Here is a 23,015-nt window from a genome sequence, read left to right on the forward strand (position 1 = left end):
GGCGCTCCGCATGCACTGCGGAGCGCGCATGGACACCTCGATCGTCATCCCGACGTTCCGTCGCAACCGTTCGCTACGGCGCGCGGTGCGGAGTTGCTACGAGCACCCACACGCGCGGGCGCGGCACGAGATCGTGGTGGTCGACAACTCACCCGACGCCGGCGCGCGCGACACGGTCCGCGCGCTGATGGACGAGTCACCGGTCCCGCTGCGCTACGAGCACGAGCCGCGCGCGGGGATCTCGTACGCGCGCAACCGCGGTGTCGCGGCGTCACGCGGCGAGCGCATCGCGTTCCTCGACGACGACGAACAAGCCGAGCCGGGTTGGCTCGAGGAGCTCGAGCACGCGCAGGCGCGACATCGCGCGGACGCGGTGTTCGGCGCGGTGATCTTCGTGTGCGAGGGCGAGATCCCCGACGGCATGGAGTGGGCGCTCGAGTGGCTGACGCGCGACTTCGACGATCCGAGCGGGCCGCTCGAGCCGCGGCGTGTCGCCCACGTCGGCACCGGGAGCTCGATGTTCCTGCGCGAGGCGCTGGGCAGCGACGCGCCGTTCGAGGTCTCGCTCGGGCTGGTGGGCGGCGAGGACACGAAGCTGATCCGCACGATGGAGGAGCGCGGGGGCCGGCTGGTGTGGTGCCGCGAGGCGCGGGTGCTGGAGCACGTGCCGCCGCAGCGCCTCGAGCTCTCGAGCACGCTGAAGTACCGGTTCTCGTGCGGTCAGATGCGCACGTACTCGTGCATCGCGCGCGAGAACCCGTCGCTCGCGGAGGCCGCGGCGTGGATGCTCGCGGGCGCGATGCAGGCGGTCGGCAACACCGCGCTGGCGCCGGCGAGCGGCGTGCTGCTCGGGCGCGGTGGCACCAACGCGCGGCTCGCCGCGGCGGCGGCGGGGCTCGGGAAGGTGCTGTGGATGGAGCCCTTCCTGATGAGCCGCTACCGGCGCCCGACGGCGTGACCGAAACGCGCTCGACGCGCGCGCCGCGCGGCGCAAAGACAGCGCGCATGAGCGACGACTATCGCGAGGAGCGCACGTACACCATCGAGCTCCGGCTCTCGGCTGCGTTCCCCGACGACTACGAGGGCGAAGAGGACGGGTACGAGTGGCACGCGCGCTTCGATCGCGTGGTGCGCCCGCGGGTGGCGCGCGCCGTGATCGAAGCGCTGATGCGCGATCCGGGCTGGAAGGTGACGCCGACGACGCGCGGCGCGAGCGAGACCGAGCGCCTCGAGCTGCTCGTCGAGCGCGTGGTCACGCGCGAGTGATCATGCGCTCGCGACGACCGCGGTGACGCGCAGCGCGCCCTTGTCGCTCGTGAGCTCGGTCCCCGCGCTCGCGTGGGCGCGCTTCACGAACCCGAGCGCGAGGGTGCGCGCGCGCTCGGGATCGCGCACCGCGCTGGTGATCTCGCCGAGCTTCGTCCCGCTCGCGTCGGTGATGCCGAGGCCGGGCTCGAGCTCGGCCTCGCTCTCGATCGCGACGAGCCGGCGGTTGAGCTGCCCGCGGTTCTCGAGCATGCACACGACCTCCTGGCCGAGGTAGCAGCCCTTCTGGAACGACACCGCGCCCTGCTCGAGGCCGGCCTCCTGGGGGTACGTGTGCTCGCCGAAGTCGGCGAAGAGCGCGGGACGCGCGGCGCGGAGGCGCGCGAGCTCCCAGCCCTCGTCGCTCACCACGCCACCACCGATCCCAGCGGCGCGCTCGCCGAGCGTCGCGAGCACCGCGTCGCGCTGCCCGCTCGGCACGATCACGTCGACGCCGCCCTGCCCCAGGCGATCGCAGGCGTAGGCCTCGAGGCCCTCGACGACGACGTCCTTCGCGCGCGGGCCCTGCACCGTGATCAGCACGACGCCCTCGTCGGTCACGAGCTCGACGTCCTCCATGATCACGTAGCGCTCGAAGTGCTCGAGCAGCGCCGCGAGGTTGCGCCGCGGGAGCGTCATCGCGAGGCCGCGCTCGCCGCGATCGAGCACGAAGAGGTCGGCGAGCACGCGGCCCTTCACGTGGATCGCGAGCGCGTACACCGCGTCGCCGGCGTGGGTGCTGCGGACGTCGTTCGTGATCTGCCCGTTGAGCCAGGTGCGCGCGTCGTCACCGCGCACCGACACGAGCACCCGGTCGTCGAGGGCGCGCACGCCCGCCGTGGTCGCCAGCCAGCCCGCCTCTCGCACCCGCGCGTCGCTCGTCATGTGGGCAGCTCTGCAGCGGTGATCGCGACGTCGCAAGGGCTGGTGCGTGAACGCGCGTCCACGCGATCCCCTGGCACGATCGGCGTCACTGGGGGTCCGCGGCGCGGGCATGTGCGCGTTTTTCCGAGGCAAACGACCCCTCCGGAGGCGTGGCGTCACGTGGCGTGGGGATTGCTCCGGCCGGTGCACGTCTCCACACTGGAGAGAAACGCCATGCATCGATCGCAGTCCGGTCTGGCCCTGTTCACCTTCGTCGCGCTCGCGACGATCACCGTGCCTGCGATGGTCAGCGCGCAGACCCGCGACGCCGCGGGCGAGCAGGCGATGCTGGACGCGATCAACGCGCGTCGCACCGCGGCCGGGCTCGCGCCGCTCACGCGCGACGCGCACCTCGAGGCGGCCGCGCTGGTGCACAGCGCCGAGATGTCCGACCGCGACGCGCTCGAGCACGTGAGCGAGCAGAGCGGCACCCCAGCCGATCGTGTGCACGCGGCGGGGCTCGGCATCGACGAGCTCGCCGAGAACGTCGCGATGCACCACACGACGCTCGACGCGCAGCGCTCGCTCGAGGCGAGCGAGCCGCACCTCGCGAACATGTTGAACCCGCGGTTCACGCACGTCGGCATCGCATCGGTGCACGACGACCGCGGGCTCTACGTGACGCAGGTGTTCGGTCGCATCGAGGTCGCGGGCGAGGCGCCGGCGGTGGTCGATGCAGCGCCCGAGGCCGCCCCGGGCGAGGCGCGGGTCACGGTGGTCGAGCCGGAGATCGCGGCGCCGCAGATCGTCGCGCCGCAGGTGGTCGAGCCGCAGATCGTCGCGCCGCAGGTGGTGGAGCCGCAGGTCGTCGCGCCGCAGGCGGGCGGGTTCGTCGCGCAGGTGCCGCAGGGCACGCGGCCGACGGTGGTGGTGCCGGGGCCGACCGGGCGCGCGGTGTCGGGCTACTGGGTCTGCTCGCAGAGCCGGTGGTGGTACTACCCGATGCCGGCGGGCGCGCAGCCGGGGCAGCAGCTCGCGCCCGATCTCAGCGTGACCGGCGCCCCTGCGGGCTACGAAGCGACGGGCTGCGTCGCGGGCACGACCGTGCAGCCGGTGCAGCCGGTCTACGCGCCGCCGCCGGTCTACGCGCCGCCGCCGCCGGTCTACGCGCCGCCGCCGCCGGTCTACGCGCCGCCGCCGCCGCCGCGCGTGTACTACCCGCCGCCTCCGCCGCCGCGGATCTACTATCCGCCCCCGCCGCCGCGCCGCGTGATCGTGATGCCCCCGCCCGGGACCGTGATCGCGCCCTACGCGCCGGTGTATCGCGGCGGCGTGCACATCCAGGTGCCCGGGATTCGTGTCGAGGGTCGCTGGGGCCGCCGTCGCTGAGGCTCAGGCGCGCTCGTCGCTCATCTCGCCGCGCAGCGGGGTGACGAGGCGACGGCGCACTTCGTCGCGCGAGAGCTCGCGCTTGCCGAGCAGCCAGCAGAGCTTGGTGAGCGCGGCCTCGGGCGTGAGGTCGCCCCCGGGCAGCACCCCGGCGTCGGCGAGCGCGCGACCCGCCTGGTACGACGCGCTCACGGTGCCGTGCAGGCACTGGGTGACGTTGAGCACGATGACGCCGCGGCGCGTCGCGGCCTCGATGACGTCGAGCAGCGCGCGTCGCTCGGGCGCGTTGCCGGTGCCGTAGGTCTCGAGCACCAGGCCCTCGAGCGGCGGGCGCAGGAAGTTCTCGAGGATGCTCTCGGTGATGCCGGGATAGAGCCGCAACGCGGCGACGTGCGGCGAGAGCGACGGGTCGACCCGGAACGGCGTGGTCGGCATGGGCAGCGCGAGCTCGCGACGCACCCGCAGCGCGATGCCGGCCTCGGCGAGCGGCGGCAGGTTCGGCGATGCGAACGCGTCGAGCTCGGTCGCGTCCACCTTCGTCGCGCGGTTGCCGCGGAAGACCTTGTGGTGGAACGCGAGCATCACCTCGGGGAGGCGCGAGCGCGCCGCGATCCAGAGCGCGGTCAGCAGGTTGTCCATCCCGTCGCTGCGCACGCGCGAGAGCGGGATCTGCGAGCCCGTGAGCACGACCGGCTTGGCGAGCCCTTCGAGCAGGAACGAGAGCGCGCTCGCGGTGTAGGCCATCGTGTCGGTGCCGTGCAGCACCACGAAGCCGTCGTAGTCGTCGTAGCGCGCGCCGATGTCGGCGGCGAAGCGCGCCCAGTGCGAGAGCTCGAGGTTCGCGGAGTCGAGCAGCGGGTCGTAGTCGACGACGTCGTAGCGGATGCGCGTTCCGTCCTCGAAGCGCGCGGTGGTGAAGCGCGGCTCGCTGGGATCGCAGAGCATCGGTCGGCGCGCGACCTCTTCTTCGAGGGCGCCCGGCACCGGCGCGAAGCCACGCGGGCCTTCGCGCATGCCGATCGTGCCGCCCGTGTGCAGGACCAGGACCCGCGCGACGTCGTGCATGAGAGGCGCGCATGGTAGCAAGGGACCTCGATGACGACGTTGCGTGAACTCCCGACGCCGTGCCTCGTGCTCGAGCGCGACGTGATGGAGCGGAGCTGTGCGCGGATGAAGGCGCGCGCGGCGGCGCTCGGGGTGTCGCTGCGGCCGCACCTCAAGACCGCGAAGTCGATCGAGGTCGCGCGGCGCGCCGCGGACGGCGCGATCACGGTGTCGACGCTGCGCGAGGCGTCGTACTTCCTCGAGCACGGCGTGCGCGATCTGACGTACGCGGTGGGGCTCGATCCCGCGAAGATCGATGCGTGCGAGGCGCTCGTCGCGCGCGGTGCGCAGCTCACGGTGATCACCGACGACGTCGACGTCGCGCGCGCGCTCTCGGAGCGCGATCCCGCGCTGCGGGTGCTGATCGAGGTCGACGTCGGACAGCATCGCGGCGGGGTCGATCCCGAGAGCGACGAGCTGCTGGCGATCGCGAGCATGCTCGCGCGAGGTCGTCGGTTGCGCCTGGCGGGCGTGCTCGCGCACGCGGGGCACTCGTACGGCGCGGAGAGCGTCGCGGCGATCACCGCGATCGCCGAGGAGGAACGAGCGCGCACGGTGCGCGCGGCGTCGCGGCTGCGCGACGCGGGCCACGACATCGACACGATCAGCGTGGGCTCGACGCCGACCGCCGTGCACGCGACGCACCTCGAGGGGGTGACCGAGCTGCGCGCGGGCGTGTACACGTTCTTCGATCGCTTCCAGCACGCGATCGGCTCGTGCGGCGAGGACGACCTCGCGCTCACCGTGCTCGCCTCGGTGATCGGCGTGCGCCGTCGCGAGGGCCTCGTGCTGATCGACGCGGGCTCACTCGCGCTCTCGGCGGATCGCAGCATGGAGCGGTTCGGCGGGGGTTACGGCGAGGTGCGGGATCTGCGCGACGCGCCCCTCGGCGCGCTGGTCACCTCGGTGAACCAGGAGCACGGGATGATCGCGGGCGCGCCGTCGTCGCTGCGAGTCGGAGATCGCGTGCGGATCCGACCGAACCACGCGTGCATCACCGCCGCGATGCACGCGTCGTACGCGGTGGTCGCGGGCGACGACCGGGTGATCGCGCAGTGGGAGCGCGTGAACCACTGGTGATTGACCACACGGGCCCAGGAACCCAGGTTTCCGGGCCCTGATGTCCGACGACACGAAGAGAGACGAGGGCGGAAAGCACCTCGGCCCCGCGCGCACCTCGCCCTATCCGATGTCGCGCCTCGCGCCGACGCACGATCTCGTCGACGTCGCGAAGCGCATCGCGGAAGCGGACGCGATGATCGGCGCCACCGCGAGCGCGAAGCTGCGCGTCATCGCCGATCAGATCCAGGCGCTCCAGGAAGAGGCGCGGCGCATCCTCGATGACACGCGCAAGGATCTCGATCTGCACCGCGCGCGCTGCAGCTTCGTGCGGCGGCCCGGGCAGGTCTATCACCTCTATCGCCGCGAGGACGGCGAGCTCTGGTTCTCGATGATCGGGCCCGCCGAGTGGGCGGGGCGCAACGCGAGCGAGTTCGTCGGGAGCTATCGGCTCGAGCTCGATCAGTCGTGGACGCGTGTCGATCAGGGCGAGGAGACGAAGGACACGAGCGCGCCCGCGCCGCAGGAGCTCGTGCGTCGTCTGCTCGGTCAGTAGCGCATCAACCGAGGACGACGTGGTTCGGCTCCTCGGGCGCGCGCGGCACGTAGGCCGACGGAGTGAGCCCCGAGAGCGCGCGGAATTCGTGCACCAGGTGCGACTGATCGTAGTAGCCGCACTCCGCCGCGATGCGCGCCCACTCCGCGCGCTCGGGGCGCTGGACCCGGGCCACCACGCGCTGGAAGCGCAGCACGCGCGCATAACGCTTGGGGGTCACGCCGACGCGCGCGACGAACGCGCGCACGAAGCGCTTCTCGCTCGTGCCCAGCGCCTCGGTCAGCGCGCGCACCGACATGCCCTCGTGCAGCGCGCGCACCGCGGCCGGCACGTCGAGGTCGCGGCCATGCCGATCGATCGAGAGCCGCGCGAGCAGCGCGCGATCGAGCTCGCGCAGCACCTCGCCGCGCGCGTGGGCCTCGAGCAGCCGCTCGCGCAGCGTCGCGCCGTCGCGTCCCCAGACCTCGTCGAGCGCGACGTGCTCGCGCGCGATCGCGCTCGCCGGCACACCGCAGAACGCCCACGCGCCGCCCGGCTTGAAGCCCACGCCGACGATCGCGCGCTGCTCGATCGTGTCGATCGCGAACGGGCGATCGTAGACGCCGTGCATGCCCGCACCGTGGATGCGGTGCGCGCGATCGAGCGCCCCACCGTCCCACCAGCGCAGCTCGTCCTCGTGGAGGTTCACGAGGAGCTGCATCCCGCCGGTGGGCACGATGCGCTCGCGCGTGTGGCTCGGCGCGCTCGACTCGTAGCACCAGATCGCGTCGACGTAGGGCGCGAGCGCGGGCGAGGGCTTGCGAGCGACGAAGCGCACGCCGCGATCATGCCGCATCACGCGCGCGGCTGCTCGCGGGGCGCCTCCTTCGCGCGGCCGTGCATGCCCTCGGCGATCTCCTCGATCACCTTCGCGCAGAACGCGGCGAGATCGTCGGGCCGGCGGCTCGTGACGAGACCGCGATCGACCACGACCTGCTCGTCGACCCACTTCGCGCCCGCGTTCATCAGGTCGGTGCGCAGGCTCGGGTACGACGTGACGCGACGGCCGTCGACGATGTCCGCCTCGATCAGCGTCCACGGCCCGTGGCAGATCGCCGCGATCGGCTTGCCCATCGCGTGTGCCTCGCGCACCAGCCGCACCGCGTCGGGATCCATCCGCAGCTTGTCCGGATTCATCACGCCGCCCGGCAGCACCAGCGCGTCGAAGTCGTCGACGATGGTCTCGCCGGTCGTCGCGTCGACCGCGATGTCGTCCGCCCAGTCGTGATGCTCCATCGCGCGGATCGCGCCCTCGTGCGGCGCGATCACGCGCACCTTCGCGCCCGCCTCCTCGAGCGCCTTCTTGGGCTCGTGCAGCTCGGATCGCTCGAAGCCGTCGGTCGCGAGGATCGCGACCTTCTTCCCGCTCAGATCGTGCGTGGCCATGCGCCAGCGCGACGCAGCGCGCGTGCCACTATTCCAGCCAGCGATATGCGTCGCGCAGGATCTCGCGGCCGTTCGCCTCGATCAGATCCCCGTGCGAGAGCACGATGCGATCGAAGTCGCGCTCGAGCAGCTCGTCGAAGCTGTGCCGCGCGGCGCGTCGATCGCGATAGACGAGGCGCAGCACGTACGCGAGCCCGGGCTTCTTCCAGATGCCCATCGTCTGGAAGTAGATGCGCGAGGGCAGGTGCTCGGTGGACGAGAACTGCTCGACGAGATCGCAGCTCACGAGCGTGCGCGTGCTCGGGTGCACGAACACGGTCTCCTGGAGCATCGAGCCGCGCATCACGAGCGGCTCCAGCGTGCCCGCCCAGTCGGCGTGGGGCGCCGATCCGAGCGGCGCGTCGATCCGCAGGTCGGGGCGCTTGCTCGCGAGCCGCGCGGGCGCGTGCAGGATCGCGTCGGGCCACGCCTTCTGGAGCTCGCCCGCGAACACGTGGTGGTAGAGGTTCGGCGCGACGATGTGCTCGACGCTGCCGAGCTGCTCGATCTCGGCGCGCAGCGCGGGCGAGAGCGCGATCGGCGAGTGCACCAGCAGACCGCCGTCGCGCAGCCGCACGACGGTCATGCGCGTGCCGAGCTGGAGGCCGAGGAACGGGTGCGGCGTGCGCGCGGTCCAGATGCCTTCGGCGAACGGGACGAGGAGAGGGCTCGTGGATGTCATCGTGGTGGTGGGCTCACGGCGTGGTGATCGCGGCCGCGGGCACGCGCAGGGTACCGCTGGTCCACATCCGGAGCGCGAGCCCTGCGCCGGTCGCGACGATCGTGACCGCGACCAATGCGACGCCGAAGAGGAGCCACCCACCGCGCGAGCGCGCCGGCTTGGGACGCGAGGCCGGCGCAGGGCGCGCCGCGACCGGAGCGGGCGCCGGAGTCGGACGGCTCGGTCGCGTGAACTCGGCGGGCACGCCGGGCGCGGACGCGCGAGCGGCCGGTGGAGGCGCGACCTCCTCGAGGTGCATCCGCGTCGCGGGGATCGCGCTCTCGCGACGCGGCGCGATCGTCGCGAGCAGCGGGTGGCTCGAGAGCTCGCCCTCGCGCACGTCGGCTGCGAGCGCGGCCGGTCGATCCGACTCGGGGCGCGCCGCGATCGGCTGCGACGCGCCGAACGGATCGACGAGCGGCGCCGCGCCCTCGCGGTGATGGGGCGCGGGCGTCGCGAGCTCGGGCGCCGGCATGTCGAGCTGCGATCGACCGGAGCGCACGCCGATCGCGTTCGCGTACGCCTCGGCGACCGCGCCCGCGGTCTGGAAGCGCTGCGCACGATCGCGCGCCATCGCGCGCTCGATCACCGCGCCCACCGCGGGCGGCAGATCGGGCCGTCGATGCGCGAGCGGCACCACGCGTCCCTCGAGCACGCACCCGAGCAGCTGACCCATGTCTTCCGCGGGGTACGGCGAGACGCCGGTGAGCATCTCGTAGATCAACACGCCGACCGCGAACACGTCGACGCGCGGATCGCTGTCGCGCGCCGACTTGATCTGCTCGGGCGCCATGTAGCGCGGCGTGCCGAGGATCGATCCGGTCTGCGTGAGCGTCTTCGCGGCGGTGAAGCTCGACAGACCGAAGTCGACGATCTTGCAGGGCGGGTACCCACCCGTGACGAGCAGCACGTTGTCGGGCTTCAGATCGCGATGCACCACGCCGCGCATGTGCGCCGCCGCGAGCGCGTCGCAGAGCGTGTTGAGCACCGGCACGACCTCGTGCGGGTGCATCGGGCCGCGACGCAGGCGCTCCTTGAGCGTCTCGCCGCGCACGAGCTCGAGCGCGAGCCACGGCACACCGAACGCCTCGCCCATCGCGAGCACGCGCACGATCGCGGGGTGTCCGATCGACTCGAGGATCGCGGCCTCGCGACGGAAGCGCTCGATCGTCTCGGCGTCGCGCGCTCGCTCGCGGTGCAGCACCTTCAACGCGACGTCGTGGCCCGACACGAGGTCGTGCGCCTGCACCACGCGCCCCATCGCGCCGACGCCGAGAGGTGGCCCAACGCGGAATCGATCGGCGAAGAAGGAGCCCGAGGCGAGCACCTCCACCATCACCGTCGATTCCTGGTCGTCCTCGGCTTCTGGGCCGAGACCGAACCGTGTGCTGGCCATCTCGGTCAGCATACGCGACGTGCCTGCTCAGCGCTGCGGAGCTTTCGCCGGCAGCTCGACGCGCGCGATGGTGCCGCGCCCGCCGGGCGCGGGCGCGACCTCGATCGTGCCGCGCGCGCCGCGCACGATCGCGAGCACCGTCGGCAGGCCGAGCCCGCGTCCTTCGCTCTTCGTCGTGAAGTAGGGCTCGAACACGTGCGGCATCGCCTCGGGAGCGATGCCCGTGCCGTCGTCCTCCACCTCGATCGCGACCCGTCCCGGCGCGAGCACCAGCGTGCGCACCTCGACGTGCCCACCGATGCGCGTCGCGTCGCGCGCGTTGGCGACGAGGTTCAGCAGCACCTGCTCGAGCCGCACCATCGAGAGCGGCACGATCCAGCCCGGCGCATCGGGGATGATCGCGAGCCGCCTCTCGCTCGCGATCGCGCGCAGCGAGGGCACTGCGTCGTGGAGCCCTTCGTCGAGCCCGCAGTCGCCGCGATCGGTGGACGCGGCACGACCGACCTCGAGCAGGTCGCGCACCAGACGCGCCGCGCTGTTCGCGGCCTCCTCGATCACCTCGGCCTCGGCCGGCGGTGCGTCGGAGCGCGCGTTGCGGCGCAGCAGCGCCGCCGCCGAGACCACCACCGCGAGCAGGTTGTTCACGTCGTGCGCGACGCCGCGCGCGAGCCGTGCGATCGCCTCGTCGCGCATCGCGTCGTGCATCGCGACCTCCTGTCGCCGCAGCGCCTCGTGCGCCTCGCGCAGATCCGCGGTCGCGAGCTCGAGCGCGACCACCTCCGCGACCGACACCGCGAAGTCCGCTTCCTCTGCGCTCCACCCGCGCGGAGGCCCGCGATGCTCGTGACAGACCACGCCGACCACGACGCCGTCGCGATAGATGGGCGACTCGAGCGTCGCCGTGATCTCGAGCGGCGCGAAGTAGCCCTCGACGAGATCGTGCGTCGCCTCGTCGTCGGCCACGCGCTGCGCGGTGATCACCCGCCGATCCCGCAACATGTGCGCGTACGCGCCCAGGCGCTGCGCCGGGATCCAGCGGATGTCGCGCTCGGGCGGGCGCGCATCGAAGATCTCGAGCGCGCGGAGCCCACCTTCGTGCTCGCCCGCGAACATCCAGATGCTGACCCGCTCGACGGTGAGGCATCTCGCCGCGATCCGCGCGATGCGCGCGAGCTTCGCGGCGAGCGAGCTCGCGCCCTCGGCGTCGAGGTGCACGAGCCGCAGCCGTGCCTCGTCGAGACGCCGCGAGGCTTCGCTGGTCGTCTCGGTCGTGGGCTCCTCCACGCCTCAGTGTGTGAGCCCGACGTACGCGGATTCCAAGTCCAGGGGGCGCGGCGCGCCCCACGGAATCAGAGCACGCCCCAGATGTCCTTCGCGTACCCGCGGATCGTGTTGTCGCTCGAGAAGCGACCCATGCGCGCCACGTTGAGCAGCGACATGCGGGTCCAGCGCGGCACGTCGCGGAAGATCTGCTCCGCGCGCTGCTGGGTCTCGACGTACGACGCGAAGTCGCCGAGCAGCAGGAAGCGATCGTTGTCGAGCAGCGACTGCGCGACCGGGCGGAAGCGGCCGGGCTCGTCGCGCGAGAACGCACCGTGAGAGATCCCGTCGATCACCGCGCGCAGGCGCTGATCGCTCTCGTAGAGCTGCCACGGCTGGTAGCCCGCGCGGACGCGCTGGATCACCTGCTCCGCGGTCATGCCGAAGATCAGCACGTTGTCCTCGCCGACCGCGTCGGCGATCTCGATGTTCGCGCCGTCGAGCGTGCCGATCGTGACCGCGCCGTTCATCGCGAACTTCATGTTGCCGGTGCCCGACGCCTCCCATCCCGCCGTCGAGATCTGCTCGCTCAGATCGGCCGCGGGGATGAGCCGCTCCGCGTACGACACGCGGTAGTTCGGAACGAAGAACACGCGCAGGTGCTCGCGCGCCTCGGGGTCCTCGTTGATCGTCTTCGCGACGTTGTTGATCAGGTGGATGATCCGCTTCGCCATGTCGTAGGCGCTCGCGGCCTTGCCACCGAAGATCACCGTGCGCGGTGCCTCGGGCTTCTCGCCCGCCTTGATGCGCTGGTAGCGGTGGATGACGTGCAGCACGTTGAGGAGCTGCCGCTTGTACTCGTGGATGCGCTTGATCTGGATGTCGAAGATCGAGCTCGGATCGCAGCGGAAGCCGTGCTCCTTCTCGAGGAACGCAGCGAGCTTCACCTTGTTGTCGCGCTTGATCGCGCGGAAGCGCTCGAGGAACGCGGAGTCACCCGCGTGCTTCTCGAGCTCGCGCAGCTTCTCGAGATCCGTCACCCACGCGTCGCTGCCGACCACCTCGGTGATCAGCTTCGCGAGCTCGGGGTTGCACTGCTGGATCCACCGGCGCGGCGTGACGCCGTTCGTCTCGTTCTTGAACTTGCCGGGGAAGAACTTGTCGAGCTCGGGGAACATGCGCTCGCGCAGCAGCTGCGTGTGGAGCGCGCTCACGCCGTTGACGCTGAAGCTGCCGACGATCGACAGGTTCGCCATGCGCACGTTGGGCTGCGGGCCGCGCTCGATGATCGCCATGCGCGCCTGGGCCTGCTCGTCGTGCCCCTGCGCGATCTCGATCCCGAGGCGGCGATCGATCTCGCGGATGATGTCGAGCTGACGCGGAAGCAGCCGATCGAGCATGTGGACCGGCCACGTCTCGAGCGCCTCGGGCATCAGCGTGTGGTTCGTGTACGCGAACGCGCGCTTCGTGATCGACCACGCGCGCTCCCACGTGAAGAGGTGCTCGTCCATGAGCAGCCGCATCATCTCGGCGACCGCGAGCGCGGGGTGCGTGTCGTTCAGCTGGAACACGCACTTCTCGGGCAGATCGTCGAGCGAGCCCCAGCGCGCGAGGTGGCGCGTGACCGCGTCCTGCAGCGACGCGCTCACGAAGAAGTACTCCTGGCGGAGGCGCAGCTCCTTGCCCGGCGGGCCCGAGTCGTTCGGATAGAGCACGCGCGAGATGTTCTCGGCGACGTTGCGCTTGTGCACCGAGCCGAAGTGATCGCCCGCGTTGAAGAGCGCGAGATCGAACTCCTGCACCGGGCGGGGCGACCATAGACGGAGCGTATTGACCACGCCGTTTCGATAACCGGGCACCGGGATGTCGTGCGCCTCGGCGATCACGTCGTGGGTGTCGACCCACGCGTAGAACGTGCGGCCGGTCGGATCGACGCGCGGCTCGACGCGGCCCTCGTAGCGGACCGTGTACGTCGTCTCGGTGCGCGAGACCTCCCACGGCGTGCCGTGCAGGAGCCAGGTGTCGGGCTCCTCGACCTGCGCTCCGCCGACGATCGCCTGGCGGAACATGCCGTAGTCGTAGCGGATGCCGTAGCCCGTCCCCGCGATGCCGAGCGTCGCCATCGAGTCGAGGAAGCACGACGCGAGGCGCCCGAGACCGCCGTTGCCGAGCCCGGGATCCGCTTCGGTCTCGAGCACGTCGTCGTACGAGAGGCCGAGCTCCGTGAGCGCGCCCCGCACTTCGCTCTCGATGCCGAGGTTGAGCACTGCGTCGCGCAGGAGGCGCCCCGGCAGGTACTCCATCGACAGGTAGTAGACGCGCTTCTTGCCGTCGTCCCACTGGGCCTTCGTGCTGCCGAGCCAGCGGTCCGCGATGCGATCGCGCACCGCGCGTGCGACCGCGTGGAAGACGTCGGACGCGCTCGCGCGGTACTGGTCGCGCATGCGCGTGTGCGCGAGGTGATGGACGATCGACTGCTTGATCGAGGGCTGGTCGACGGGGAGCGGTGCTCCCGGGATCGGCTCGCGGATCTTCATGCCGGCGCAGTGTCGGATCGATGCGTCACGCAGGCAAGCGTCGCGCATCCGTTCAGGTGTTTCGGGGGGCCCCGGATCGCGGTCGGGCGAACACGAGCCACAGCACGAAGGGCACCTCACCGACGAGCGCGGCGACTCCGACGACGATCTCGTAGATCGGCGCGCCGCTCGGCGCGACGAGGTGACCGAGGCCGTTCAGCGCGTATCCGAACGACGCGATCATCAAGAGCGCGCCGAGCACCCGGGGCGCCCAGCCCGCGCGCATCACGAGCGCGCCGAGCGCGAGGCAGTGGAGCGCGAAGAGCGGCTCCCACACGTGCACGCCCGCTGCGTGCAGCTCGAAGAGCGCGAGCGCGTCGTCGGGTCGCTGCAGGGCCGCGAGGAGCGGGAAGAGATTGACCGCCTGCACCACGCTCATCGCGAGGCGCGCGAACGTCGCGGTGAGCGCGACGGTCGGGCTCACGCGCCGGAAGAGCGAGAAGAGCACCGCGGTGAGCACGACCTCGGAGAGCACGATCGCGACGTGCCCGAGCAGGCCCGCGCGCAGGAGCGCCTCGGACGCGACGACGTTCCGCGCGGTGGCCTCGGCGTCGCCCGCGACGACGATCGCGGAGGGCACGAACATCATGCTGAAGGGCCCGCAGAACGTCGGGATCAGATAGAGCAGCCCGGCGATCCGGAGCGATCGGGCGTCGGCGGTCACGCGGCCTCCGTGTCAAGAATGTTTGACTCGCCCTGATGTAACGTCGCTTTGACATCGAGTCAAACATGTTTGACATCACGCACGCCTGCGTGCGGACGGACCATGCAGTAGGCTCGCCCGTCCCATGGCTCACACGATCGCGATCATCGGGAGCGGACCGGCCGGTTTCTATGCGGCCGAGGGCATCGTGAAGGCGCGTCCGGACGCGCAGGTCGACATCTTCGATCGACTGCCGACTCCGTACGGCCTCGTGCGCAGCGGCGTCGCGCCCGATCACCAGGGCACGAAGAACGTGTGGCGCGTCTTCCAGCGCACCGCGCAGCGCCCGCAGGTGCGCTTCCTCGGCAACGTCGAGATGGGGCGCGACGTGTCGCTCCACGAGCTGCGCGACGCATACGACGCGGTGGTCCTCGCGATCGGCGCGCCGATCGATCGCGAGCTCGGCGTGCCCGGCGAGCACCAGCGCGGCGTGATCGGATCGCACCCGTTCACGAGCTGGTACAACGGGCACCCCGACTGGAGCGGGTTCGATCCCGATCTCGACAGCTCGCACATCGCGATCATCGGGAACGGCAACGTCGCGGTCGACGTCGCGCGCGTGCTCGGTCGCACGCCGCCCGAGATGGTGAAGACCGATCTGCCGGCGTACGCGAGCGAGCGCATCGCGCGCGCGCCGCTCACCGACATCTACATGATCGGCCGGCGCGGCCCCGGCGAAGCGAGCTTCACGCCGGTCGAGCTGCGCGAGCTCGGCGATCTCGCGAACACGGTCGCGGTGGTCGACGGATCGCAGCTGCCCGCGAGCATCGCGGCGAAGGATCCGAAGGACCAGAAGCTCAAGGACAAGATCCTCGAGATCCTGCGCGGCTACTCGCAGAACGATCCGCAGAGCAAGCCGGTGCGCTTGCACATCATGTTCTACGCAGCGCCGCACGAGGTGCTGGGCGACGGCGACAAGGTCACGGGCCTGCGTCTGATGAAGACGAAGGTCGAGAACGGTCGCGCGGTGTCGACGGGCGAGACGATCGATCTGCCGGTCGGCGTGATCGTGAAGGCGATCGGGTACTACTGCCGTCCGATCGAGGGCCTGCCGATGCCCGAGTGCTCGACGTGTTATCCGAACACCGACGGGCACGTGGGCGAGAACCTGTGGGCGGTCGGCTGGGCGAAGCGCGGGCCGAGCGGCGTCATCGCGACGAACCGCGGCGACAGCCTCGAGGTCGTCGATCGGATGCTGAAGACGCTGCCCGAGGGAAGCGCGAAGACCGGTGGGCGCGAGACGATCGACGGTCTGCTGAAGCAGCGCGGCGTGCACGTCGTGACCTTCTCGGACTGGGAGAAGATCGAGAAGCACGAGCACGAGACGGCGCAGGAAGGCGCGCCGCGCGTGAAGCTGACGGAGTGGGAGCACCTGCTCGACAAGGCCCGCGGTACGTGAGCGTGGCGATGACGACGAGCGCGATGCGCTCGATCCCATGGCTCGCGCTCGTGTTGATCGCGGCCTGCAACCCCGACCACATCGATCTCGATCTCGCGCCCTTCGACGCGGGCTCGGTCCAGCCCGGGCTCGATGCAGGTCGGGATGCGGGAGCTCGCGAGGACGCGGCGAGCCCTTCGGACGCGGGCGGACACGACGCCGGCACGCCGCCGCTCGACGCGGGACGCTCTTGCGAGCCGTTCGGAGACGACTGCCACCCGCTCTACGACGCGAGCTGCCGCTGCGGGTTCGACAGCTTCAGCGCCGAGTGGGCGTGTGGCACGTCGGGCTCGCGCGGCGTCGGCGGGATCTGCAACGGAACCGACGACTGCGGGCCGGGCCTCTACTGCACGCGAACGCAAACCGTCGGCGGCGGCGTGTGCCGGCGCCTGTGCGACGCCGACGCGGACTGCGCGGCGGGCGAAGGGTGCGCCGAGATCGGCCGCCTCGCGCCCTGCACCGGCTGGTGCGTCGCGCTCGCCGAGTGCGACCTCTCGGAGCAGGACTGCGGCGCGGGCCGCGGCTGCTACTGGCTCCGCGACGAGGAGGCGGGACGCGAGCATCAGTTCTGCCACCCCGCGGGGGAAGAGACGCGCAACTGCTACGGCGGCCCGACGGTGTGCGCGCCCGGGGTCGTCTGCGTGAGATCCTCGACCAGCAGCCTCCGATGCCAGCCGCTCTGCACGACGAGCGAGGAGTGCCCGATCGCGACGTCGTGCACCGGCACGACGAGCAGCGGCGAGCAGTTCTGTCGTTGAGCACTCCGCGCGCTCGCTCTATCCTCGCGCCCCTCGTGACCCGCCGTACTCGGTCATCCTGGCCGGCATCCATCGCCCTCGTCGTGGCGATCGCCGGCTGCAACCCCGATCACATCGACGTGCAGCTCCCACCACCGATCGACAGCGGTGTTGTGGCGCGCGTCGACGCATTCGTTCCGCGGCCCGATGCCGGGCACGACGCGGGAACCGACGCGGGCCAGGACGCCGGACGCGACGCGGGCGCGGCGCCTGCCTGCGTCGTGACCGGCGGCGCGTGCGATCCCTTCGAGCGCGATCCGTGCGGCGCGAACCGGACGTGCATCTCCGACGCGACGATGCGCACGCGCTGCGTCTCGTCGGCGTTCACGCTCCGCGGCGAGGGCGAGAGCTGCAGCGTCGACAACCAGTGCGCGGAACGTCTCGAGTGCCGGGCGCTCTTCAGCGAGCTCGCGTGCGTGAGGCAGTGTCGAATCGACGGCGTCGGTGATTGTGGCGCGGCGGGACGATGCCTGATGCAGGCGCGCACCGGTGAGACGTGCCTCGGGCTCTGCGTCCCGGTGAACGACTGCGATCTCTTCACGCAGGATTGCACGGGCGGGCGTGCCTGCGTGCTCCTCGGAGATCCAGAGAGCGAAGGCGAGATCGCGACGTGTCTGCCGCCCGGAGCAGCCGCGGTCGGGCAGTCGTGCGCGTGGGCGGACTCGTGCGTGAGGGGCGCCGCGTGCATCGGCGGGACGTGCCGGCAGCTGTGTGGCGACAGCCTCGATTGCACGACGGGCACTTGCAGCGGGAGGACGGTCAGTGGCGTCGGATATTGTCGTTGAGCGACGGCTCGCCGCGATCGTGATCGCGCTCGTCATGCTCGTCGCGTCGAGCGCGAGCGCGCAGGGCGCGGACACGGTGTTCCTGCGCAACGGCGGGCGACTGCGCGGCACCGTCGAGGTGTTCGAGCCCGGCGTGCGCGTGGTGATCCTGTTGCCCGACGGATCGCGGAGGACGATCGAGGCGAGCGAGCTCGATCGCGTGCAGTTCGCGGATGCGCCGAGCGCGCCGACGCCCGAGGCGCCGCCGGTGACGACGGAGCCCGCGACGCCGCCCCCGGCGGAGCCCGCCCCGAGCGAGCCCGTGACCGAGCCGCCGCCGGCCATCGAGCACGCCGAGCCGTCGACCGCGGACGCGCTGAGCGGCGCCGATCTCGATCGACTGCAGACCGCCACCGCGCCCGGTGCGGTGGGGGAGTACGGCGACGGGCACGCGCGGGATGTGGCGTGGAACGGAGTCGATCCGCGCACACAGCTCGTGATGCGGCCGGAGGGGATGCTGCATCTCGTCGTGGAGGGTCGCGTCGCGTTCGCGCTGTCGTTCGGCGATCCGTACTACGGCATGCAGGGCCGCTTCGGCGGTGACCTCGCGATCGGTGCGGACCTGCGTGTCCCGGAAACGATCCTGCACGTCCGTGCTGCGCTGGTGCTCGGACTACAGAGCCATCAATCGTTTTCCAACGAATATGCATACAACAGGACGCACGTGCTGCACGCGACGGGGTTCGGCTACGTCGCACTGCGCGGTCTCGTGGGAGTCGACGTGACGTCGTGGCTGTCGCTGCGAGCCGGCGGTGAGTACGGATTCGAGGTGCTACCCGTCTTCGACGTGGTGCGCAGCTATGGCGGTCCCGAGCTCGGCGTGGTGTTCCGCGCGCTCGACGATCGCCGGCTCGAGCTGGGGCTCGCGCTCGCGGTCCAGGATCGCAGTCACGCGCACGTCGAGATCGCCAACGACGTCGCCGTGACGGAGAACTACGCGGGGACGTCCTGGGTCCCGCGCATCGCGCTCACGATCGGTGGGGTGTTCCTGTGACTCGCGCTCTGATTCTCGCGCTCGTGCTCGTCGCCGGTTGTGCCGAGGCCAGCCGCGTCGGGTATTTCGACGATCAGGCGTTCTACGCCGTGCGGCAGCACTATCGGATTCGCTATCTGCCCGACGCGCGTGCATCGCGCGCATTGCTCGGGAGCGAGTGGCGTCCGCTGAATCTCGAATTCGAGAACGGACTGCCGTCACAGGGTCGTTGGACGCGCGAGGATCAGACGCGCATCTGGCTCGATCACGACGGTGACGGGCGTGGCGATCTCCACACGACCGGTGAGCGCTTCGATCTGCGCTTCGAGCACCGACAGAACGGCGCGAGCCTCCTCGTGCGCACGTCGCCGATTGCCGAGTCGCTCGGAGAGCGCAGCGTCGACGTGCTGGTGCACGACATCCTCGACCGCGTCGCGGGCAGCACCCAGCAGAGCGGCTCGGTCGAGGTCGTCCGCATCGTGCACGAAGGGCCGGTGCGCGTCGGAGGTGCCGATGCGTACCAGGCGGTGTTCGAGGGCGCCGCGCTCGGACCGACCGGCGACGTGATCGCGACGTCGACCGATCGTGCGCAGGTCGTGTTCGTCCGCCCGCGCACGCGTTGGCGCGACGGCGGGCGCAGCGCACCGATGATCGTGAGCTTCTGGCTCGTCGCGCGGCGCGAGCACTTCGACGGATTGATGCCCGCGCTCAGCTCGCTGCTCGATCGCACCGACTTCCGCGATCACCTCGACACGGCCCGCTGACGCGCGTCAGTTGAGGCGCTCGGGCGGACGCGTGGGCTCCGACGGGGGCTCCGGCGCGACCTCCACCTCGGGCTCCGGCTCCGGCGTCGGACGACGCCCCGATCGGCCGCGCACGTGCTCGAAGTGCTGATCGAGCACGACGATCTCGTCGCGGTCGCCGACGGTGAACGCGCGCACCGGATCGACGGGGCGCAGTCGCTCGTCGCCCTCGGTGCCGAGCGTCACGCGGAACGCACTGCCGGGCGCCATCGCGAGCACCACCTGCGCGGCGCCTGCGGCGTCGGTCCTCGCGACCTCGCGGCCCGCGACGCGCACCGGGAGGTCGGCCTCGCCACCGGTGCGCACGAGCAGCGCGACGCGGCGCTCGGTGGGCGCGCAGCGGATCGGATAGTGGAGGCGCGGCTCTTCGCCGCGCAGCGACTCGACCGCGCGCACGACGATCTCGTCCGCGACCTCCGCGCTGCGGTGTCCGGCGGGGCACTCCGCGGCGATCGCGAGCCGAGCGCCCTCGGTCTCGTCGATCATCACGCGGAGCGTTCCGTCCTCGCCGGTCACGCCGTGGTCGTCGCCGGCGACGTGCACGCGCACCCCGGCGAGCGGCTCGCCGGGATCGCGCTCCGCGGCGAACACCACCGGCAGCGCCACGCGCGCGCGCGACGGAGGCGGCGCTCCGCACGCGGCACAGAGACCCAGCGCGACCAGGACGACCATCACGGCTGCGCGCACGACGCACCTCCTCCGCTCGCGGCGCACGCCGCTTCGAGACGACGCCGGAGCATCCGCGCGATCACGCGGTACTCGCCGTTCTCGGGATGCTCGGTCGCGAGAGCTTCGTACTCGCGCGCCGCGTCCCCCCATCGGCCCGCGGCCACCAGATCGATCGCGCGAGAGAGCGCGGTGCGACCTTCGGCATCGACGACCGGAGCGACCGAATCGGGAGCGACCACGGCAGTCGCCGCAGCATCGGAGTCCGTCTCCGGAGCATCGGAGTCCGTCTCCGGAGCATCGGAGTCCACGGTCTCGGTCTGGGCCTGCACCTCGGTCTCGGCCTCGGCGACCGTCGTCGCCACGAGCTCCGCCTGCTCGCGCGCCATCGCGCGGGCGCGGGCCTGCCGCATGTGATTGACGCCGATCGCGACGGCCGAGAGCGCCACGAACGCGAGCGCGAGCGCGAGCGTCCGCGGCGGGACCCCGCGACGCTTCGGCGGCTCCGAGAACGCCGCGTCCTCGGCGCCAGGCGGGCTCACCGAGGGCGCCGCCACGACCGGCGCGGCCGCGGGCTCGCTCGCGATCGGCGCCTGTCCGAGGTGCGGGCGCATCGCGGCGGGCAGCGGGCCGGGAGGTGCTTCGAGCGACATCACGGTCGCCTGCGACACCGCGCGGCTCACCACCGTGACGTCGGCGAAGCCGTTCACCGGCGAGATCATCGCGTGGCCCATCGCGGGCGCGTGGACCGCCAGCGGCGCGGGCACGACCTCGCTCGCGACCGCGGGGAGCGCAGGCATCGAGGGCGCCGCGGGGAGCGCCGGCGCGATCGACGGGCGGCCCATCGCGTCGGCGCCCAGCGCGCCCGCCGGGATCGTCGGTCGACCGTCGTCGAGCGCGGGCACGTCCATCGCGGGCCCACCGAGGATCGTGCGCTTCGGGTCGAAGCGTCGCGCCGCGCGCGCGGTGGTCGCGAGCTCGATCGCGGCCCATCCGAGCTCCACGACGTGACGGCCCTCGAGCCGCACCGCGCTCGCGATCGGCGTGCTGTCGACCAGCACCGGCGCGTACGGGACGACCCAGATCGCCTCTCCGTCCCACACGAGATCGAGGTGCCGCGGCGCGACGCCGTTCGCTTCGATGCGCCACCCCACCGGACCGCTGCCGACGCCGACCTCGGTGCGTCCCGCACCGGGCGGGATCTCCCAGACGTACGTCGTCGACCAACCGCGCAGCACGGTGACGCGACCCTGCGGTGCGTCGACGCGCGGCGCGCTGCCCTGCGCTGCGCTCTGTGCAGTGGACATCATCGGATCTCCTCGTTGTGCACGGGATTCATCGCGCTCCCTGGTCGTCGAGCAGGAGGCCGAGATCGAGCTGGAGCTCGCGCTCGAGCTCGGCGAGGTACGCCGTGTAGTCGTCGCGTCGGTGGTGCGTCAGCTCGCGGAGCTCGCGCAGCGTGTCGAGCGCCGTCGCGTCGTCGCCGCGATCGAGCGACTGCTGGAGCGACAGACGCAGCCGGCGGTACGTGCCCTCGATCTCCTCGCGCATCGCGTGCCCTTCACGCTGCGCGCGCTCGGCCGCCGGCACCGCGCCCGCGGCGAGGAAGCACTGCTCGGCCCGCGAATAGGCGGACACCGCCGCGATGCCGTCCTGGTAGTCGTAGCGGAATCGCTCTCCGCGGGCGCGCGCCACGCGCAGCGACTCTGCACCCTCGGTGCGCGCGTCGGCCGCGTCGGCACAGTCACCAGGCGCGTCGAAGAGCGCAGAGGGCTCGAGCGACCCGTCGCGCAGCGACTCCGCACGTGCGCTCCGATTGCGCACCACCGCGACCGCGAGCAGCGCTGCGATCCCGACCACCATCGCGAGGAGCAGCGTCCGGACGCGACTGCCCTCCCCGGCGCCCGCGCGCACACCGACCTCGAGCGTCACGCCGCCCATCACGAGGCGCGCGCCCCACGGCACGGTCGCGTCCTGTAGCACCGCGCCATCGCGGAGCACCGGAGTCCGCGCATTGCGAGCGACGGAGATCCAACAGCCATCCTCGCGCGGGACGAGCAACAAGTGCTCTCCCTCGATCTCGAGATCGGCGGGGAGCCGGACTCCCGCGCTCGCGCTGGTGCCGATCGTGGTGCGACCGACGATCGGGGCCTCGAGCTCCGAGCCGTCGGGGAGCGTGATCCGAAGCTTAGACATTGCCGATCTCCATCACGGTGATCGCGACCGGCCCGAGCACGAGCAGCATGATCGCGACGAAGATCAGGACGAGCGGGATCATCAGCTGCATCGCAGCGCGTGCCGCCGCTTCCTCCGCGAGCACGCTGCGGCGCATCCGCAGCACGCGCGCCTGGATCTTGAGGATCTCCGCGAGCGGCGTGCCCTTCTCTTCGGCCTGCACGATCGCGCCGACGAAGTCGCGCACCGGGCGCGTGGGCACACGATCGGCGAAGCCGGTGAGCGCCTTCGCGCGGGTGTGACCGAGCTCGAGCTCGTCGAGGATGCGCCCGAGCTCGTCCGCGGTGGGCGTGCCCTTCGGCAGTCCGTCGAGGATCAAGCGTCGCAGCGACGACGGGAAGTCGAGGCCGGCGCCCATGCAGAGGCTCAGCAGATCGACCGCCTCGGGAAGTCGGCGCTCGATCTCCTTCTGCCGTCGCGCCGTCGCGTCGCGCAGCTGCGAGAACGGGTGCGCCGCGCCGATCGTGACGAAGAGCACCGGCACGAGCGGCGACCAACCGAAGCGCACCGTGAGCCAGGTGCCCGCGACCCCGAGCCCGACCGCGTAGAGCGCCGACATCGCGGCGACCTCGTCGGCCGTCAGACCGAGCCAGTAGCCGGAGCGCAGGAGATCGGCCTCCACCCGACCGCGCCACTCTGCGGGCGGCAGGAGCGCGATCCACCCCGCGACCACGCGCACCATCGGCTCGAGCGCGCCGAACGGACCTCCGCTCTTCGCACGCTGTCGCTGCGCGCCGCGCGGACCGAGCGAGGGGCTCGCGACCGCGGGCACGAACGAGACGACGAGCGTCGCGCCGAAGAGCCCGACTCCGAGCATCGCGAGCGCGGCCCAGGGAAGCCAGGGAGCTGCAGCAATCTCCGACATGGTCGACTGGCCTCCTT

The 23,015-nt window shown here is 71.7% G+C and carries 23 protein-coding genes; 10 read left to right on the forward strand and 13 right to left on the reverse strand.

The features are described 5' to 3' along the window. Window positions 1–28: 28 nt before the first annotated feature. Complete coding sequence (locus tag I5071_RS20020; RefSeq protein WP_236607088.1) at window positions 29–958, forward strand: glycosyltransferase family 2 protein; 930 nt, start codon at window positions 29–31, stop codon at window positions 956–958. A gap of 47 nt (window positions 959–1,005) precedes the next feature. Further along, complete coding sequence (locus I5071_RS20025) at window positions 1,006–1,266, forward strand: hypothetical protein (RefSeq protein WP_236607089.1); 261 nt, start codon at window positions 1,006–1,008, stop codon at window positions 1,264–1,266. Here the strand turns inward: I5071_RS20025 and I5071_RS20030 are convergent, their stop codons facing one another. Continuing rightward, window positions 1,267–2,190: a YgfZ/GcvT domain-containing protein gene (locus I5071_RS20030; RefSeq protein ID WP_236607090.1), complete on the reverse strand. Its 924-nt coding sequence runs from the start codon at window positions 2,188–2,190 to the stop codon at window positions 1,267–1,269. It lies immediately after the preceding gene. 213 nt (window positions 2,191–2,403) lie between these two features. On the opposite strand from I5071_RS20030, the gene I5071_RS20035 reads away from it, so the two are divergent. After that, complete coding sequence (locus I5071_RS20035; protein WP_236607091.1) at window positions 2,404–3,558, forward strand: CAP domain-containing protein; 1,155 nt, start codon at window positions 2,404–2,406, stop codon at window positions 3,556–3,558. A gap of 3 nt (window positions 3,559–3,561) precedes the next feature. Here the strand turns inward: I5071_RS20035 and I5071_RS20040 are convergent, their stop codons facing one another. Further along, a complete protein-coding gene (locus tag I5071_RS20040) occupies window positions 3,562–4,623 on the reverse strand; it encodes a type I asparaginase (RefSeq protein WP_236607092.1) in 1,062 nt (353 codons plus the stop codon). A gap of 30 nt (window positions 4,624–4,653) precedes the next feature. Here I5071_RS20040 and I5071_RS20045 point away from each other — a divergent pair, with 30 nt between their 5' ends. Both I5071_RS20045 and I5071_RS20050 read left to right on the forward strand, forming a co-directional pair. Beyond that, entirely contained in the window at window positions 4,654–5,742 is a 1,089-nt protein-coding gene (locus I5071_RS20045) for an alanine racemase (RefSeq protein ID WP_236607093.1), read from the forward strand. Between the two features lie 40 nt (window positions 5,743–5,782). Then, on the forward strand, window positions 5,783–6,277 hold the full coding sequence (locus tag I5071_RS20050; RefSeq protein WP_236607094.1) for a DUF2452 domain-containing protein: 495 nt from the start codon (window positions 5,783–5,785) through the stop codon (window positions 6,275–6,277). Window positions 6,278–6,281: 4 nt separating this feature from the next. Here I5071_RS20050 and I5071_RS20055 read toward each other — a convergent pair whose 3' ends face one another. The 7 genes from I5071_RS20055 to I5071_RS20085 all read right to left on the reverse strand — a co-directional run bounded on the left by I5071_RS20055 (window position 6,282) and on the right by I5071_RS20085 (window position 14,358). Continuing rightward, window positions 6,282–7,094 (reverse strand): helix-turn-helix transcriptional regulator, encoded by an 813-nt coding sequence (locus tag I5071_RS20055; protein WP_236607095.1) that lies wholly within the window; start codon window positions 7,092–7,094, stop codon window positions 6,282–6,284. Window positions 7,095–7,111: 17 nt separating this feature from the next. Continuing rightward, window positions 7,112–7,702 (reverse strand): type 1 glutamine amidotransferase domain-containing protein, encoded by a 591-nt coding sequence (locus I5071_RS20060; protein WP_236607096.1) that lies wholly within the window; start codon window positions 7,700–7,702, stop codon window positions 7,112–7,114. 28 nt (window positions 7,703–7,730) lie between these two features. After that, window positions 7,731–8,423: a DUF4336 domain-containing protein gene (locus tag I5071_RS20065; protein ID WP_236607097.1), complete on the reverse strand. Its 693-nt coding sequence runs from the start codon at window positions 8,421–8,423 to the stop codon at window positions 7,731–7,733. 13 nt (window positions 8,424–8,436) lie between these two features. Continuing rightward, window positions 8,437–9,858: a serine/threonine-protein kinase gene (locus I5071_RS20070; RefSeq protein ID WP_236607098.1), complete on the reverse strand. Its 1,422-nt coding sequence runs from the start codon at window positions 9,856–9,858 to the stop codon at window positions 8,437–8,439. A 27-nt stretch (window positions 9,859–9,885) separates the two neighbouring features. Next, a complete protein-coding gene (locus tag I5071_RS20075; RefSeq protein ID WP_236607099.1) occupies window positions 9,886–11,142 on the reverse strand; it encodes a sensor histidine kinase in 1,257 nt (418 codons plus the stop codon). Window positions 11,143–11,207: 65 nt separating this feature from the next. Next, window positions 11,208–13,655, reverse strand: a complete 2,448-nt coding sequence (locus I5071_RS20080; RefSeq protein ID WP_236607100.1) for a glycogen/starch/alpha-glucan phosphorylase — start codon at window positions 13,653–13,655, stop codon at window positions 11,208–11,210. A 52-nt stretch (window positions 13,656–13,707) separates the two neighbouring features. Beyond that, window positions 13,708–14,358, reverse strand: a complete 651-nt coding sequence (locus tag I5071_RS20085; protein ID WP_236607101.1) for a DUF4386 domain-containing protein — start codon at window positions 14,356–14,358, stop codon at window positions 13,708–13,710. Window positions 14,359–14,482: 124 nt separating this feature from the next. Here I5071_RS20085 and I5071_RS20090 point away from each other — a divergent pair, with 124 nt between their 5' ends. The 5 genes from I5071_RS20090 (at window position 14,483) to I5071_RS20110 (ending at window position 19,193) form a co-directional block, all read left to right on the forward strand. Further along, window positions 14,483–15,796 (forward strand): FAD-dependent oxidoreductase, encoded by a 1,314-nt coding sequence (locus tag I5071_RS20090; RefSeq protein ID WP_236607102.1) that lies wholly within the window; start codon window positions 14,483–14,485, stop codon window positions 15,794–15,796. 8 nt (window positions 15,797–15,804) lie between these two features. After that, on the forward strand, window positions 15,805–16,593 hold the full coding sequence (locus I5071_RS20095) for a hypothetical protein (protein WP_236607103.1): 789 nt from the start codon (window positions 15,805–15,807) through the stop codon (window positions 16,591–16,593). Between the two features lie 83 nt (window positions 16,594–16,676). Continuing rightward, entirely contained in the window at window positions 16,677–17,417 is a 741-nt protein-coding gene (locus tag I5071_RS20100) for a hypothetical protein (protein ID WP_236607104.1), read from the forward strand. Then, window positions 17,344–18,450, forward strand: a complete 1,107-nt coding sequence (locus tag I5071_RS20105; RefSeq protein ID WP_236607105.1) for a hypothetical protein — start codon at window positions 17,344–17,346, stop codon at window positions 18,448–18,450. The genes I5071_RS20100 and I5071_RS20105 overlap by 74 nt, the downstream gene beginning before the upstream one ends. Continuing rightward, complete coding sequence (locus I5071_RS20110; RefSeq protein ID WP_236607106.1) at window positions 18,447–19,193, forward strand: hypothetical protein; 747 nt, start codon at window positions 18,447–18,449, stop codon at window positions 19,191–19,193. The genes I5071_RS20105 and I5071_RS20110 overlap by 4 nt, the downstream gene beginning before the upstream one ends. Window positions 19,194–19,199: 6 nt before the next feature. Here the strand turns inward: I5071_RS20110 and I5071_RS20115 are convergent, their stop codons facing one another. Genes I5071_RS20115 through I5071_RS20130 form a run of 4 tightly spaced genes read right to left on the reverse strand, consistent with a single transcriptional unit; the run spans window position 19,200 to window position 22,998 of the window. Further along, entirely contained in the window at window positions 19,200–19,919 is a 720-nt protein-coding gene (locus I5071_RS20115) for a hypothetical protein (RefSeq protein ID WP_236607107.1), read from the reverse strand. Beyond that, a complete protein-coding gene (locus tag I5071_RS20120) occupies window positions 19,904–21,208 on the reverse strand; it encodes an FHA domain-containing protein (RefSeq protein ID WP_236607108.1) in 1,305 nt (434 codons plus the stop codon). Before I5071_RS20120 ends, I5071_RS20115 begins: the two co-directional genes overlap by 16 nt. A 25-nt stretch (window positions 21,209–21,233) precedes the next feature. Next, a complete protein-coding gene (locus tag I5071_RS20125; protein WP_236607109.1) occupies window positions 21,234–22,094 on the reverse strand; it encodes a hypothetical protein in 861 nt (286 codons plus the stop codon). Next, window positions 22,087–22,998 carry a type II secretion system F family protein gene (locus I5071_RS20130; RefSeq protein WP_236607110.1) on the reverse strand — a complete coding sequence of 304 codons (912 nt, stop codon included), beginning with the start codon at window positions 22,996–22,998 and terminating at the stop codon, window positions 22,087–22,089. The genes I5071_RS20125 and I5071_RS20130 overlap by 8 nt, the downstream gene beginning before the upstream one ends. Window positions 22,999–23,015 lie beyond the last annotated feature (17 nt).

The organism is Sandaracinus amylolyticus (assembly GCF_021631985.1).
In the GTDB taxonomy this organism is placed as follows: Bacteria; Myxococcota_A; Polyangia; order Polyangiales; family Sandaracinaceae; genus Sandaracinus; species Sandaracinus amylolyticus_A.

Excerpts from the sequence above, each read along its gene's own strand:
- I5071_RS20120 (WP_236607108.1), bottom strand. The coding sequence starts at position 21,208 with ATGATGTCCACTGCACAGAGCGCAGCGCAGGGCAGCGCGCCGCGCGTC.
- I5071_RS20050 (WP_236607094.1), top strand. The coding sequence starts at position 5,783 with ATGTCCGACGACACGAAGAGAGACGAGGGCGGAAAGCACCTCGGCCCC.
- I5071_RS20095 (WP_236607103.1), top strand. The coding sequence starts at position 15,805 with ATGACGACGAGCGCGATGCGCTCGATCCCATGGCTCGCGCTCGTGTTG.
- I5071_RS20125 (WP_236607109.1), bottom strand. The coding sequence starts at position 22,094 with ATGTCTAAGCTTCGGATCACGCTCCCCGACGGCTCGGAGCTCGAGGCC.
- I5071_RS20130 (WP_236607110.1), bottom strand. The coding sequence starts at position 22,998 with ATGTCGGAGATTGCTGCAGCTCCCTGGCTTCCCTGGGCCGCGCTCGCG.
- I5071_RS20070 (WP_236607098.1), bottom strand. The coding sequence starts at position 9,858 with ATGGCCAGCACACGGTTCGGTCTCGGCCCAGAAGCCGAGGACGACCAG.
- I5071_RS20090 (WP_236607102.1), top strand. The coding sequence starts at position 14,483 with ATGGCTCACACGATCGCGATCATCGGGAGCGGACCGGCCGGTTTCTAT.
- I5071_RS20040 (WP_236607092.1), bottom strand. The coding sequence starts at position 4,623 with ATGCACGACGTCGCGCGGGTCCTGGTCCTGCACACGGGCGGCACGATC.
- I5071_RS20065 (WP_236607097.1), bottom strand. The coding sequence starts at position 8,423 with ATGACATCCACGAGCCCTCTCCTCGTCCCGTTCGCCGAAGGCATCTGG.
- I5071_RS20080 (WP_236607100.1), bottom strand. The coding sequence starts at position 13,655 with ATGAAGATCCGCGAGCCGATCCCGGGAGCACCGCTCCCCGTCGACCAG.
- I5071_RS20025 (WP_236607089.1), top strand. The coding sequence starts at position 1,006 with ATGAGCGACGACTATCGCGAGGAGCGCACGTACACCATCGAGCTCCGG.
- I5071_RS20045 (WP_236607093.1), top strand. The coding sequence starts at position 4,654 with ATGACGACGTTGCGTGAACTCCCGACGCCGTGCCTCGTGCTCGAGCGC.
- I5071_RS20030 (WP_236607090.1), bottom strand. The coding sequence starts at position 2,190 with ATGACGAGCGACGCGCGGGTGCGAGAGGCGGGCTGGCTGGCGACCACG.
- I5071_RS20060 (WP_236607096.1), bottom strand. The coding sequence starts at position 7,702 with ATGGCCACGCACGATCTGAGCGGGAAGAAGGTCGCGATCCTCGCGACC.
- I5071_RS20035 (WP_236607091.1), top strand. The coding sequence starts at position 2,404 with ATGCATCGATCGCAGTCCGGTCTGGCCCTGTTCACCTTCGTCGCGCTC.
- I5071_RS20020 (WP_236607088.1), top strand. The coding sequence starts at position 29 with ATGGACACCTCGATCGTCATCCCGACGTTCCGTCGCAACCGTTCGCTA.